The 13,729-nt window shown below is 43.7% G+C and carries 14 protein-coding genes; 6 read left to right on the forward strand and 8 right to left on the reverse strand.

The window, feature by feature from the left end; genetic code table 11:
• Nucleotides 1-9: 9 nt before the first annotated feature.
• Genes sdhA through sdhC form a run of 3 tightly spaced genes read right to left on the reverse strand, consistent with a single transcriptional unit; the run spans nucleotide 10 to nucleotide 2,510 of the window.
• Entirely contained in the window at nucleotides 10-1,776 is a 1,767-nt protein-coding gene (sdhA, locus tag AB6E08_RS17060) for a succinate dehydrogenase flavoprotein subunit (protein ID WP_009847321.1), read from the reverse strand.
• On the reverse strand, nucleotides 1,777-2,124 hold the full coding sequence (gene sdhD / locus AB6E08_RS17065) for a succinate dehydrogenase, hydrophobic membrane anchor protein (RefSeq protein WP_004734215.1): 348 nt from the start codon (nucleotides 2,122-2,124) through the stop codon (nucleotides 1,777-1,779). It abuts the gene before it with no gap.
• The gene (sdhC, locus tag AB6E08_RS17070) at nucleotides 2,118-2,510 is read right to left on the reverse strand and encodes a succinate dehydrogenase cytochrome b556 subunit (protein WP_012604532.1); all 393 of its coding nucleotides are present in this window, start codon (nucleotides 2,508-2,510) and stop codon (nucleotides 2,118-2,120) included. The genes sdhD and sdhC overlap by 7 nt, the downstream gene beginning before the upstream one ends.
• 414 nt (nucleotides 2,511-2,924) lie before the next feature.
• Here sdhC and AB6E08_RS17075 point away from each other — a divergent pair, with 414 nt between their 5' ends.
• Nucleotides 2,925-4,214, forward strand: a complete 1,290-nt coding sequence (locus tag AB6E08_RS17075; protein ID WP_004734217.1) for a citrate synthase — start codon at nucleotides 2,925-2,927, stop codon at nucleotides 4,212-4,214.
• A gap of 299 nt (nucleotides 4,215-4,513) precedes the next feature.
• Here the strand turns inward: AB6E08_RS17075 and AB6E08_RS17080 are convergent, their stop codons facing one another.
• Nucleotides 4,514-5,272 (reverse strand): Nif3-like dinuclear metal center hexameric protein, encoded by a 759-nt coding sequence (locus AB6E08_RS17080; RefSeq protein ID WP_017100865.1) that lies wholly within the window; start codon nucleotides 5,270-5,272, stop codon nucleotides 4,514-4,516.
• Nucleotides 5,273-5,378: 106 nt separating this feature from the next.
• Here AB6E08_RS17080 and AB6E08_RS17085 point away from each other — a divergent pair, with 106 nt between their 5' ends.
• Complete coding sequence (locus AB6E08_RS17085) at nucleotides 5,379-6,137, forward strand: DUF1853 family protein (protein WP_017100866.1); 759 nt, start codon at nucleotides 5,379-5,381, stop codon at nucleotides 6,135-6,137.
• A 121-nt stretch (nucleotides 6,138-6,258) separates the two neighbouring features.
• Here the strand turns inward: AB6E08_RS17085 and pgm are convergent, their stop codons facing one another.
• A complete protein-coding gene (gene pgm, locus AB6E08_RS17090; protein ID WP_029222966.1) occupies nucleotides 6,259-7,905 on the reverse strand; it encodes a phosphoglucomutase (alpha-D-glucose-1,6-bisphosphate-dependent) in 1,647 nt (548 codons plus the stop codon).
• An 89-nt stretch (nucleotides 7,906-7,994) separates the two neighbouring features.
• The gene (gene seqA, locus AB6E08_RS17095; protein ID WP_012604536.1) at nucleotides 7,995-8,534 is read right to left on the reverse strand and encodes a replication initiation negative regulator SeqA; all 540 of its coding nucleotides are present in this window, start codon (nucleotides 8,532-8,534) and stop codon (nucleotides 7,995-7,997) included.
• Between the two features lie 93 nt (nucleotides 8,535-8,627).
• On the opposite strand from seqA, the gene AB6E08_RS17100 reads away from it, so the two are divergent.
• The 3 genes from AB6E08_RS17100 to fldA all read left to right on the forward strand — a co-directional run bounded on the left by AB6E08_RS17100 (nucleotide 8,628) and on the right by fldA (nucleotide 10,307).
• A complete protein-coding gene (locus AB6E08_RS17100) occupies nucleotides 8,628-9,389 on the forward strand; it encodes an alpha/beta fold hydrolase (protein WP_012604537.1) in 762 nt (253 codons plus the stop codon).
• A gap of 108 nt (nucleotides 9,390-9,497) precedes the next feature.
• Nucleotides 9,498-9,716, forward strand: a complete 219-nt coding sequence (locus AB6E08_RS17105) for a DUF2788 domain-containing protein (protein WP_009847328.1) — start codon at nucleotides 9,498-9,500, stop codon at nucleotides 9,714-9,716.
• A 57-nt stretch (nucleotides 9,717-9,773) separates the two neighbouring features.
• Nucleotides 9,774-10,307: a flavodoxin FldA gene (gene fldA / locus AB6E08_RS17110; protein ID WP_372063487.1), complete on the forward strand. Its 534-nt coding sequence runs from the start codon at nucleotides 9,774-9,776 to the stop codon at nucleotides 10,305-10,307.
• A gap of 96 nt (nucleotides 10,308-10,403) precedes the next feature.
• Here the strand turns inward: fldA and AB6E08_RS17115 are convergent, their stop codons facing one another.
• On the reverse strand, nucleotides 10,404-10,910 hold the full coding sequence (locus AB6E08_RS17115) for a DUF4442 domain-containing protein (RefSeq protein WP_009847330.1): 507 nt from the start codon (nucleotides 10,908-10,910) through the stop codon (nucleotides 10,404-10,406).
• Nucleotides 10,911-11,117: 207 nt separating this feature from the next.
• On the opposite strand from AB6E08_RS17115, the gene fcrX reads away from it, so the two are divergent.
• Nucleotides 11,118-11,567, forward strand: a complete 450-nt coding sequence (gene fcrX / locus AB6E08_RS17120) for a ferric iron uptake transcriptional regulator FcrX (protein WP_004734226.1) — start codon at nucleotides 11,118-11,120, stop codon at nucleotides 11,565-11,567.
• Between the two features lie 199 nt (nucleotides 11,568-11,766).
• Here fcrX and glnS read toward each other — a convergent pair whose 3' ends face one another.
• The gene (gene glnS, locus AB6E08_RS17125) at nucleotides 11,767-13,434 is read right to left on the reverse strand and encodes a glutamine--tRNA ligase (RefSeq protein ID WP_012604539.1); all 1,668 of its coding nucleotides are present in this window, start codon (nucleotides 13,432-13,434) and stop codon (nucleotides 11,767-11,769) included.
• Nucleotides 13,435-13,729 lie beyond the last annotated feature (295 nt).

Below are 13,729 nucleotides of genomic sequence, written 5' to 3' on the forward strand. Positions count from 1 at the left end.
CATATCTCCTTAGTACGTACGTGCTTTCGGCGGGAATGCTTCACGATGGATAGGTTCCATGTTCACGCCACGCTTAGTCATACTTTCTGATTCAGGGTTGTACAGAGAATGGCATAGCCATTGCTCATCATCACGATCTGGGAAGTCGAAACGAGCATGCGCTCCACGACTCTCTGTACGGAAGTTTGCTGCAACCGCGGTTGCGAATGCCGTTTCCATCAAGTTTTCAAGCTCTAAACACTCAATACGTTGCGTGTTGAACTCAGTCGACTTGTCTGAAAGGTGTGCATTTTTAAGACGCTCACGAATCACTTTCAGCTCTTCTAAGCCGTCAGCCATCGCTTTACCTTCACGGAATACAGAGAAGTTGTTCTGCATACATTGCTGAAGGTCTTTACGAATTACCGCAGGATCTTCACCGTCAGTACTGTTTTCCCAACGATTGTAGCGCTCTAGTGAACGTTCAATGTCAGCTTCAGTTGCAGGTTTTGCTTCAGCTTGTTTGTTCAAAGTCTCACCAAGGTGAAGACCTGTCGCACGACCGAACACAACCAAATCAAGTAGCGAGTTGCCACCTAGACGGTTTGCACCGTGTACTGATACTGAAGCGATTTCGCCACAAGCGAATAGACCTTGAATTTCAACGTCTGTACCGTCTTCAGTTTGTTTAATTGCTTGACCAGAAACCTGTGTAGGAACACCACCCATCATGTAGTGACACGTTGGGATTACAGGAATTGGTTCTTTAACAGGATCAACGTGAGCGAACGTACGAGAAAGCTCACATACACCCGGTAGACGAGATTCAAGCGTCTCTTTACCTAGGTGATCGAGTTTCAGCTTGATGTGTGGACCCCATGGACCATCACAACCACGACCTTCACGAATCTCAACCATCATCGAACGAGCTACAACATCACGACCAGCTAAATCTTTAGCATTCGGAGCATAACGTTCCATGAAGCGCTCGCCGTCTTTATTGAGAAGGTAACCACCTTCACCACGACAACCTTCTGTTACCAAAACACCTGCGCCAGCGATACCCGTTGGGTGGAACTGCCACATTTCGATGTCTTGCATTGGAACGCCTGCACGAATCGCCATGCCAACACCGTCACCAGTGTTAATGTGAGCATTGGTTGTTGATGCGTAAATACGACCAGCACCACCAGTAGCAAGGATTGTTGCCTTCGCTTTGAAGTAGCAAACCTCACCCGTCTCCATACAAAGCGCGGTAGTACCTAAGATTGCACCATCTTCGTTTTTAACAAGATCCAGTGCATACCACTCAGAGAAAACCGTCGTTTTGTGTTTAATGTTTTGTTGGTAAAGCGTGTGTAACAGTGCGTGACCAGTACGGTCGGCTGCCGCTGCGGTACGAGCCGCTTGCTCACCACCAAAATTCTTAGATTGGCCACCAAACGGACGTTGGTAAATACTACCGTTATCAAAACGAGAAAATGGAAGACCCATTTTTTCTAGTTCGATAACCGACTCAGGACCATTTTTACACATGTATTCGATAGCATCTTGGTCGCCGATGTAATCGGAACCTTTTACCGTGTCGTACATGTGTTGTTCCCAGTGATCTTCATGCGCATTACCAAGAGCAACGGTGATACCACCTTGCGCAGATACAGTATGAGAACGAGTTGGGAAAACTTTAGAAAGCAACGCACAAGATAGGCCTTGCTCAGAAATTTGTAGCGCGGCGCGCATACCAGCACCACCAGCGCCAATTACTACAGCATCAAACTCACGAACAGGAATAGTCACTTACGCACCCCACAAAATAAACAGACCAGAGAAGAAATATCCTAGAAGAACCGCAACAACACCGACTTGAAGACCAACGCGCAATTTTGCACATTTGATGTAGTCAGTTAGTACTTGCCACAAGCCGATCCACGCGTGAACCAAAATTGAAGTAAGCGCTAACATGGTGAAGACTTTAGTGAAAGTACCACCAAAGAATTGCGTCCAAGATGCGTAAGAAATATCACCTGAGAAAGCACAGAAGCTCACTAGGTAGATAGTGTAAAGCGTCATAATGATGGCTGTTGCACGAATCAATAGATAATCATGCACACCATTACGACCAAAAGTAGAAACGTTGTTTACCATACTAAGATCCCCGCTAGTAGAGACAATACCGCTGTTGCTGCGAATGCAACCTTCGCGCTCTTAGCGCCAGATTCCAGCTCTTCAAAGTGACCAAGGTCCATAAGAAGGTGACGAATACCACCAGCAATGTGGTAAGCCAAAGCGGTTAAAATGCCCCACAGAATAAACTTCACGAAGAAACCGTCGACAATGTCGCTAGCTTCCATAAAGCCTACAGGGGAAGAGAGGGAAATGGATAGTAACCAAAGCAGAATTCCGATCGCAACAAAAGTAATCACCCCAGACACACGGTGTAGGATGGAAGCTATTGCTGTGATAGGAAAGTGGATGGTCTGTAAATCTAAATTAACAGGTCTTGTCTTTCTTTCTTTCACGGGCTCGCTCACTCAGCTCCATTGAGCATGATGGTCATTAAATAACCTTATGTATTGTTATGGACAAAATTTGATTGCAAACCCTCAAAATTTAACATTAACTTAACAAATAACGTAAGTTGAGCCTTAGATAATTGTAAAATAATTGTTAACAGCTAGGTTTCCGAAGACACCTCACATTTCTTCTTAGCCTTGCATTTATAAGGTTTTAACCAAACTTTTCAGCGCCACTATACGGCTGGCAACATTCTAATACAATTGATGCAACAAATAATGCTACACAGCACAGACTTTTAACGAATTTAATGTAAAAAACACTAACAAGTGCACACAAAGCTGCAGAAAAATTGACTTTCTGACGTAAGACCAGTAAAAAAATGGCACATAAACATCCTGGACGGATTAATAATAACAAAGGAGATTGTTATGGCGGATAAGAAAGCTACCCTTCATATTGAAGGTCAAGCGCCGATCGAATTGCCGATTACAGAAGGTGTACTTGGTACTCCAGTCATCGACGTTCGTACACTGGGTTCTAATGGTTTTTTCACTTTTGATCCTGGTTTTCTTGCCACTGCATCTTGTGAATCGCAAATCACTTATATTGACGGTGGAAAAGGTATCCTTCTACACCGTGGTTATCCAATTGATCAACTGGCCAATAACGCTGATTACTTAGAAGTTTGTTACATTCTTTTATACGGCGAAGCTCCTTCTCGAGCTCAATACGAAGAGTTCAAGACGACTGTCACGCGTCACACCATGGTTCATGAGCAAATTGCTAGTTTCTTCCACGGCTTCCGCCGTGATGCTCACCCAATGGCTGTTATGTGTGGTGTGGTAGGTGCGCTTGCTGCGTTCTATCATGATTCATTAGATGTTAATAACGACACACACCGTGAAATTGCGGCATACCGCCTAATTTCAAAAATGCCAACACTGGCTGCAATGTGTTACAAATATTCTATCGGTCAACCGTTTATCTACCCACGCAATGACCTAGGCTACGCAGAAAACTTCCTGCACATGATGTATGCGAATCCATGTGAAGAATATGAAGTGAACCCTGTTGTTGCTCGCGCAATGGACAAAATCTTTACGTTACACGCAGATCACGAACAAAATGCTTCAACGTCAACAGTTCGTTTAGCTGGCTCTTCGGGCGCAAACCCATTTGCTTGTATTGCTGCTGGTATCGCTTCTTTGTGGGGTCCGGCTCACGGCGGTGCTAACGAAGCTTGTCTAATGATGCTTGAAGAGATCGGTAGCGTAGACAACATTGAAGAGTACGTAGCAAAAGCAAAAGACAAAGATGACCCATTCCGTTTAATGGGCTTCGGTCACCGTGTTTACAAGAACTACGATCCACGTGCAACGGTAATGCGCGAAGCGTGCCACGAAGTACTTAAAGAACTGAACATTCAAGATCCACTACTTGACGTAGCAATGGAACTTGAGCGCATCGCTCTCTCTGATGAGTACTTTGTATCGAAGAAACTATACCCGAACGTAGATTTTTACTCTGGTATCATTCTGAAAGCGATCGGCATTCCGGTATCAATGTTCACAGTAATCTTCGCGATGTCTCGTACTATCGGTTGGATTGCACACTGGAACGAAATGCACAGCGATCCGACGAACCGCATCGGTCGTCCTCGTCAGTTGTACACTGGTGAAGAACAGCGTGATTTCCAAGCTCTACACGAGCGCGAATAGTAAAGTTTCGACTTTTCTAATCGATTAAAATCAAAAAGGGTTGATGTATTAACATCAACCCTTTTCTTTTATATGCTCTCAACTCCGTCATCCTCAAGAGTGAGGGACGAGCGAGTTGGGGATCTCACTAATTGTATCGACAAGCTTTTAGAGATTCCCTACTCCTTCCTTCGTCAGTCTAGGGAATGACGAATTACTTGAGATCTCTCGAAATAAAATCCATTAGAGTTCTAACTAGCCAGTCTCATCGACGGGTACAAATTTATAGTGACTCGTATCCTACATCCCATATTTTCTTTTTATACCGGGTTGTCGATATCGATAAACTCAACAGCTAAGCCATGCTCTTTCGCTAGCCACTCACCTAATGCCTTCACACCATAACGTTCTGTTGCGTGGTGGCCTGCGGCAAAGTAATGAATGTCTTGTTCACGTGCTGAGTAAGTTGTGCGCTCTGAAATTTCACCAGAGATAAATGCATCAATACCTTGAGAAGCCGCTAACTCAATGTAATCTTGACCACCACCGGTGCACCAACCGACAGTCGTAATCATTTTGTCTTGGTTCTCTGGAGCAATGTGTAATGGCTTGCGGTTCAAAGCTTGGCCAATCTTTTCTGCGAACTCTGAACCGGTCATTGGCGCACTCAACTTGCCAAACATCGCAACGGATTGTGGGTGCCCTTCCAAACCGCCTTCGACTTCTATCTCAAGTAACTCCGCCAGTTTCGCGTTATTACCAAGCTCAGGGTGGATATCAAGCGGCAAGTGATAACCTAAAAGGTTGATGTCATTTTTAATCAAGGTACGAATGCGCTTGCCCTTCATGCCACGAATCGCTTCTGACTCGCCTTTCCAGAAAAAGCCGTGATGGACTAACAAAGCGTCTGCGTTCAGTTCTACCGCTTTATCAATCAAGGCTTGAGAAGCTGTCACACCAGTAACGATTCGCTTCACTTCTGTTGCACCTTCAACTTGAAGACCATTAGGACAGTAATCTTTAATCTGCTGTGGCTGCAGTTTTTCGTTAAGTAGCTTTTCTAATTGTAAGTTATTCATTTTTCTTTCCAGCTTACCTTTATAATAACGTCGTTATATCAATTTACGGGTAGAATGTCGAAAGCCCCAGGGTTATGTTTATAAAGAGCTAGTTTATGAGGAAGAGATGACAGCACTGCAATGTTTTTACCAATGGGTCATCGACTCACCGCCATTACTAGAAATCAAGCCACCGGTTTCGGATCTCAGTGCATTCTCTAGCCACCATGCCATCGACTCATCACATACTTATGATGGTAATCCTAGATTAGGTTTCCTCTACCAGCATCTATGCGAACAAGTCATCGTTGCCTCACCGAATTACTCGATAAAGCACGACGAGATTCAGATCAATGTGGAAGGTAGAACTCTCGGTGCAATCGACTTTATTCTTGAAGAAGAGAGCAGCCAAAAACTGCAACATTGGGAAGTGGCGATTAAGTTTTACCTGCTCCATGAACAAACATGGTTTGGGCCAAACTCTCATGATCAATTGGATAAGAAGCTCGATAGGATGCTAAGCCACCAGCTTGGTATGTCATCTTCAGCCGCCTTTATTGAACAGTATCCAGAGATCGATGTCGACTCAAAACATCTCCTCATGCAGGGGCGTCTATATACCAACCCCTTCTTAGATCAAAAAGTACCTACTGAATGTTTGGGCTACGAAATTAATTCAAGCCAAGTAAACGGTTTTTGGTGCTATCAAAACCAAGCTCATTTAATTACTGAAGTGCTCTACCCTCTCACCAAAGAGCAATGGGCAGCTGGGACAGATGATTTCAGCGGTAAACCCATCACCGAGTTTGGTGACCGCTTTGTTCATGGACAAACCAAATCAGGACAGTTTTGGTTTGTGATGCCACAAAGCTGGCCACACGGCTAATCTATTCAGCCATTGAGTTGATTTAGTCTTAGCCACTTACTCACAGACAAATAAAAAGGGCTGATGCTTTCACATCAACCCTTTCACTATTTACTTGATGGCTCTACTAATCTGTATTCGATTATAGGCCAGCGGCTGCAAATACTTGGTTAACAATCTCTTGAGCTTCTGCTTCGATTGCTTTCAGGTGCTCTTCACCTTTAAAGCTTTCACAGTAGATCTTGTAGATGTCTTCTGTACCTGATGGACGAGCAGCAAACCAACCGTTTTCAGTCGTCACTTTTAGGCCACCAATCGCAGCACCATTACCTGGAGCGTGCGTTAAGCGTGCAGTAATCGCATCACCAGCAAGCGTCTCAGCAGAAACCATCTCTGGAGATAGCTTCTTAAGCACGTCTTTTTGTGCGCCGTTAGCTACTGCTTGAATACGGTTGTACTTAGATTCGCCATGTTTAGCGGCAAGTTCTTCGTAGTATTCTTGTGGGTTCTTGCCCGTTACTGCTGTGATCTCAGCGGCAAGTAGGCAAAGAATCAGGCCATCTTTATCTGTTGACCAAGGCGTACCGTCTTTACGTAAGAAAGATGCCCCCGCACTCTCTTCACCACCGAAACCAAACTGACCGTTATAAAGACCATCAACGAACCATTTGAATCCCACTGGCACTTCGCAAAGCTCGCGACCTAAGTCAGCAACAACGCGGTCAATCAGAGCACTTGATACCAATGTTTTACCCACTGCAACGTCTTTACCCCAACCTTCACGGTTACGGTATAAGTAGTCAATACACACCGCTAGGAAGTGATTTGGATTCATCAAGCCTTTTGGCGTAACAATGCCGTGGCGATCGTAGTCTGGGTCGTTGCCAAACGCTAATTGATAGTCGTCTTTAAGTGCTAGTAAACCTGCCATTGCGTATGGAGAAGAACAGTCCATACGAACCACACCATCTTTGTCTAGAGACATAAATTGGAACGAAGGATCAACAGCTTCACTGACCAGAGTCAGGTCTAGGTTGTACGCTTTGCCAATTTGACGCCAGTAATCAATACCGCTACCACCCAGTGGATCAACACCAATCTTGATGTTTGCTTTCTGGATTGCTTCCATATCAACCACGTTAACCAAGTCAGCAACGTAAGGAGCAACTAAATCAACTTCTTTCACTAGCTCAGACTGTTTAGCCTGTGCGATAGGAGTGCGCTTAACGCCTTGCATTTGCTCAGCAATGATCACATTCGCACGATCTTCAATCGCTTGAGTCAGTTCAGCTTCAGCAGGGCCACCGTGTGTCGGGTTGTATTTAATGCCCCCGTCTTGAGGTGGGTTATGTGAAGGCGTGATAACAATGCCGTCAGCTTTTTTATCATTCACTAGATTGTGCGTAAGAATCGCGTGCGAGATACCTGGAGTTGGAGTAAAGCCATTGTTTTCTTGAACGATAACTTCAACGCCGTTTGCAACTAGCACTTCAATAACCGTAGAAAAAGCAGGCTCAGATAGAGCGTGAGTATCTTTGCCTAAGAAAAGTGGGCCTGTTGTACCTTGATCGGCACGAACCTCAGCAACCGCTTGTGCGATCGCTAGAATGTGGTTTTCATTAAATGTTGATTTGTCTGCTGTACCGCGGTGACCTGAAGTGCCGAACAGTACTTTATGATCTGGGTTAGTAGCATCCGGTTGCTGTAAGAAATAGTTTGCAACTAAAGCCGGGATATTATGAAGATCTTCCTGCTGAGCTTTCTGCCCGGCACGAGGGTGCATAGCCATTATCGACATCCTTATATAAAATTTAAAAACAAAAAAACCTCATAATATCTTCTTAGCCATGGATATTATGAGGTTTAAATCAGATTTCGTTAAATTGAACCTGTTACTTTTTCTATCAATTCTGCTTGGAAATTCATGCGGCTCATAAGCTGTTCAACCATCTGTCTTTTTCGGCTTGTATTGTTATTCGTAATAACCCAAAAAGGACTTTGTGGAATAGCTTTAGGCTTAGTTGTGTTGCCGTTTGCTAACAACGTCGCTTCGTTGTCTGCAAAGTAAACACGCTTGCGGCCTTTTACTTGAGTTGCTTCTGAAAAGCTTAAAGGGTCGATTTTATGCAGTGTTGATAACACAAGCATGAAACGATCAATGGCTTTCTTTAGTGATGCAAACTCATCTGATATTAGTAGTGAGCGCATTTCTTTAACGCCATCGAACTTCTCTGGAGTAAAGCCTACCTCTTTGCTAACAACGATACCTTTTGGCTCAACGATCTCTTCGATCGGAACCGTGCCTTGGTTATCAACCAGTAACAAGCGGCGCAGAATATCTGAAGCGCTTTCGCCAATACGTTCTGTCTGACCCGCAATAAAACGGTATAGGTCCTCATCAACCTCAATTGTTTTCATTCGCTTTTCACAATCTCAATGTTTAAACTCTGAGGGATTATAGCGAGATCCGCGCGGATACTCTACGTCAAACCCACCATGAATAAGATAAAAATGTCAGTACAGCTCAACTATAAAATTGAAGGTGAGGGTCACACCATTGTTTTGATCCATGGATTATTCGGAAATTTGGACAACCTTGGCTTGCTCGCTAGGGATCTAAAAGCCGATCATCAGGTACTTAGCATCGATCTACGTAACCACGGTCAATCTTTCCATAATGACACTCATAATTATCAAGCTATGGCACAAGATGTGGCTCAACTGCTGAATGTTCTAGAGCTAGAAGATGTCACTGTGATTGGTCACTCGATGGGTGGCAAGGTAGCGATGGCACTGACACAGCACCTGACGCTGCGTAAATTGATTGTCTTAGATATGGCACCAGTCGCGTACACCCAAAGTCGTCACGACAACGTATTCGCAGGCCTACAAGCTGTGATAGAAGAAAAACCGACATCACGCTCAGAGGCGCTTAAGGTCCTCGCAAAACATATCGAAATTGATGGGGTTCGCCAGTTCTTAACGAAATCTTTGTTCAAATCAGAACAAGGCATCATGGAATGGCGTTTCAATGTTGCCTCGCTATTAAACAACTACCCACAGATTATTGGTTGGGAACCGATTGACAAAACCTCGGTCAAAACCTTGCTAATCAAGGGTGGTGACTCAGATTACCTGACGGCTGAACATCAAACCGCCGTTCAACAGCAGTTTTCCAACGCAAAGGCACATGTTATCGCCAATACTGGACATTGGCTACACGCGGAAAAGCCCGCTGAAGTGCTCCGTGCAATAAGGAAATTCATCACTTAGATAGGTTGATTAGTCGATATAAATGAGAGCTGTGTAATCACAGCAGATTAACTTTATCTCACAACAGTGATATAGTGCGCCCAAGCAAATTTGGTATATAAGGTTCCCATGCTTTACGACTACATGAACATCATTGAATCTGTTGGTTTAGATCTTCTGTTTGCCGCGATTTTCTTTCTAATCGGAATGGCAATTAAAGACGTTCTAAAGCAGGGAAATGTTCCTGCATTTGGTCGTCGTATCGTATGGTTAGTACTTTTCCTTGGCTGCGCAGGCTTTATCGCAAAAGGGATAATCCAACTAAGCTGGGAAGGAACTGGAATCTAACGATTTCCTCCGAACTTTATTACACCGACAACAGACAAAATGAAAGGTAATGATTCTATGGCAAGTGTAGGTCTCTTCTTTGGTAGCGATACAGGTAACACTGAAGCTGTTGCTAAGATGATTCAAAAGCAATTGGGCAAGCAGCTCGTTCAAGTTCAAGACATTGCAAAAAGCAGCAAAGAAGATATCGATAACTTCGATCTGCTGCTGCTTGGTATCCCTACGTGGTACTACGGCGAAGCACAATGTGATTGGGATGACTTTTTCCCTGAGCTAGAAGCTATTGATTTCTCAACTAAGCTTGTTGCTATTTTTGGTTGTGGCGACCAAGAAGATTACGCAGAATACTTCTGCGATGCTATGGGTACTATCCGTGATATCGTTGAAGCAAAAGGCGGTACTATCCTAGGTCACACGTCAACTGAAGGCTACGAATTCGAAGCATCGAAAAGTTTAGTTGAAGGCGATGACAGCCAGTTCGTTGGTCTATGTATCGATGAAGACCGTCAACCTGAGCTGACTGATGAGCGTGTATCTAACTGGGTTAAACAAATCCACGAAGAGATGTGCCTAGCAGAGCTTGAAGACTAATTCATTAGCGGTCATTAATTGTTACAATTAATGACCGTTATGTAGATATGAAAAAACCTCCTTATAGGAGGTTTTTTTCTATTCAATATTTATCAATCAACACTCAGCTTCTAATGCTTCGTCATCCTCTCTAAATTGTGGCTTCTTTCTCACATAGAGAGTTCGCTGAATTTCCGAAACCACACTTCCCTGCTTATCTTTAACGTGGATGATAAATTCGGGGAAACACTTCTCACCAAGTTGTGTCTGACGATAGATATCCTCAAGTTGCCCTTGGCTTATCTCAAAGTCTGCATACAAGTCGGATTGACCAGGCTTGATAAAGTTAATACTCGCCTCTTTATCCCAAACATAATATCGCTCACCTAAAATCCCCATTAACATTAACGAGTAAACGGGATCGGTAAGAGAAAAGATACTGCCGCCATATTGAGTCCGATTAGCGTTCTTATTCCACCACCGCAACTTGAGCACAGTCTTAACAACCCTAAAGTCAGCGCTAATGTGGGCTATTCGAATTCCCGAGCCCCAAAAGGGAGGCCAAATATTGAGTGCAAATTTTACAATATTAGGTTTATATATTTTTGCGAGTTGCTTATTCATAACAACAATCCATGTTCATATCAAAAAACACCGTCACCTGGCTGGTCGTACCTCCACTATAAGTGAGATACTTCCAATTTACAAAACAGATTGTGATGTCAGTGAGTAACCCTTTGAAGTTCGTGGTTTATTGTTATGCCTGACTAAACTATAATGGTATTAATATTGAATTCTGTTAATTGCTGCAGATCATCAACAGGAAAGTATATGTCAGACAATAATCAAGCGCTAAAAGATGCTGGTCTTAAAGTGACCCTCCCACGGCTCAAAATTTTAGAAGTATTACAACAACCAGATTGCCAACATATTAGTGCTGAAGATTTATATAAAAAGCTGATCGACTTAGGTGAAGAGATTGGTCTTGCGACCGTTTATCGCGTACTAAACCAATTCGATGATGCAGGCATTGTAACTCGTCACCACTTTGAAGGTGGTAAGTCTGTATTCGAACTTTCAACACAGCATCACCACGATCACCTAGTATGTTTAGACTGCGGTGAAGTTATCGAGTTCTCTGATGATCTTATCGAAGAAAGACAAAAAGAAATCGCTCAACGCTACAATGTACAGCTAACTAACCACAGTTTGTATCTGTATGGTAAAAGCATCACTGGGGATTGCAAAGGCAACCCAGACGCACATAAAGCGAAGAAGTAACACAGAACGCTGGCTTAGGCCGGCGTTTTTTATTTGGGCTGATACTGTATTAAGAATCACAGTAGCTTGGCCCACAATTTGGTTATTTCCCAGGCACAAAAAAAACCGGCTCTAAGCCGGTTTTTTATTAAGCGTCTCTTGAGAAACTAAGCTCCGAGAAACAGAGCTTGGAAAAATAGAGTAGAGAAAAACAAAGCCATTAAGCCTCAGTTTTACCCCAAGTGTCACGTAGACCAACCGTGCGGTTGAATACTAGCGCGTCTGCTTTAGAGTCTTTCGAATCTACACAGAAATAACCTGTACGTTCAAACTGATACGCTTGCTCTGCCACACCTTCTGCTAGGCTAGGTTCAACAAAACCGTTTAGCGTAACAAGTGATTCAGGGTTTAGCGTTGCAGCGAAATCATCTGCAGCAGCAGGGTTTGGCACTGTGAATAGACGATCGTATAAACGAATCTCAGCAGGCAACGCTTTATCAGCAGATACCCAGTGAATAACGCCTTTCACTTTACGGCCATCTGCAGGGTTCTTACCCAATGTTTCATTGTCGTAAGAACAGAAGATAGTCGTAATGTTGCCTTCTGCATCTTTTTCGATACGTTCAGCTTTGATCACGTAAGCGCCACGTAGACGAACTTCTTTACCTAGAACCAAACGCTTGTACTTTTTGTTTGCTTCTTCACGGAAGTCATCACGCTCAATCCAAACTTCACGTGTAAATGGTACTTCACGAGTACCCATTTCTGGCTTGTTCGGGTGGTTTGCTACCGTCAATGTTTCTACTGTATCAGCGTCGTAGTTTTCAATCACGACCTTGATAGGGTCAAGAACAGCCATTGCACGAGGTGCATTTTCGTTCAGATCATCACGAATACAAGATTCAAGTGAACCGAACTCAATCATGTTCTCTTGCTTAGTCACACCAATACGTTTACAGAATTCACGAATCGAGCTTGAAGTGAAGCCACGACGACGCAAACCAGAGATAGTTGGCATACGTGGATCGTCCCAACCTTCAACTAGGTTTTCAACCACAAGTTGGTTGAGCTTACGCTTCGACATTACCGTGTATTCAAGATTCAGACGGCTAAACTCGTATTGACGAGGTTGGCAATCAATCGTGATGTTATCTAGAACCCAGTCATACAAACGACGGTTGTCTTGGAACTCAAGAGTACAGATAGAGTGCGTAATACCCTCTAGCGCATCAGAGATACAGTGAGTGAAGTCGTACATTGGGTAAATGCACCACTTGTCTGCAGTCTGATGGTGGTGAGCAAAACGAACACGGTAGATAACAGGATCGCGCATAACCATGAATGAAGAGCTCATGTCGATCTTAGCACGTAGACACGCTTTACCTTCTTCAAAGCCACCGTCACGCATTTTTTCGAACAACGCTAAGTTCTCTTCAGGGCTGCGATCACGGTATGGGCTCGCTTTACCTGGCTCTTTTAGCGTGCCACGGTACTCACGGATTTGATCAGGACTTAGCTCGTCAACGTACGCTAAGCCTTTATTAATTAATTCCACAGCATAAGCGTAAAGCGTATCGAAGTAGTTTGATGAGTAACAAATATCACCAGACCATTCAAAGCCTAACCAGCTTACATCATTCTTAATTGACTCAACGTATTCAACGTCTTCTTTTTCAGGGTTTGTATCATCGAAACGAAGATTACATTGTCCCTGGTAGTCCTGAGCAATACCAAAGTTCAAGCAAATAGATTTAGCGTGACCAATGTGCAGGTAGCCATTTGGCTCCGGCGGGAAACGAGTATGCACGCTACTGTGTGTACCATCCGCTAAATCTTTATCGATAATTTGGCGAATGAAATTCGATGGACGAGCCTCAGCTTCACTCATCTATAGCACCTCTATGTATTTAGTATTGTCAGAGAAAGTTATCTTTTGTACCAATGAAAATGGTCGCTTACAGCGCCTGTCAAAGATAGAAAGATCATTGTTGCTAATCATCCACAATTCTTCGCCTTTGCACAATAAGAACCGTCCGTTAATTGCGATTATTTCTGCTATTCGATGAAGAATAGAACGAACCGGGTTCATTGACCTTAAACAGTAGGCACAAAAAAGCCTCCCGTTTGGGTAATGCCGTTCGGATAAGCATTATTGCTTGAACCTGAACGGATATTTGGCTGGG

The organism is Vibrio sp. 10N.247.310.24, assembly GCF_041467175.1.
Lineage (GTDB): Bacteria > Pseudomonadota > Gammaproteobacteria > Enterobacterales > Vibrionaceae > Vibrio > Vibrio tasmaniensis_A.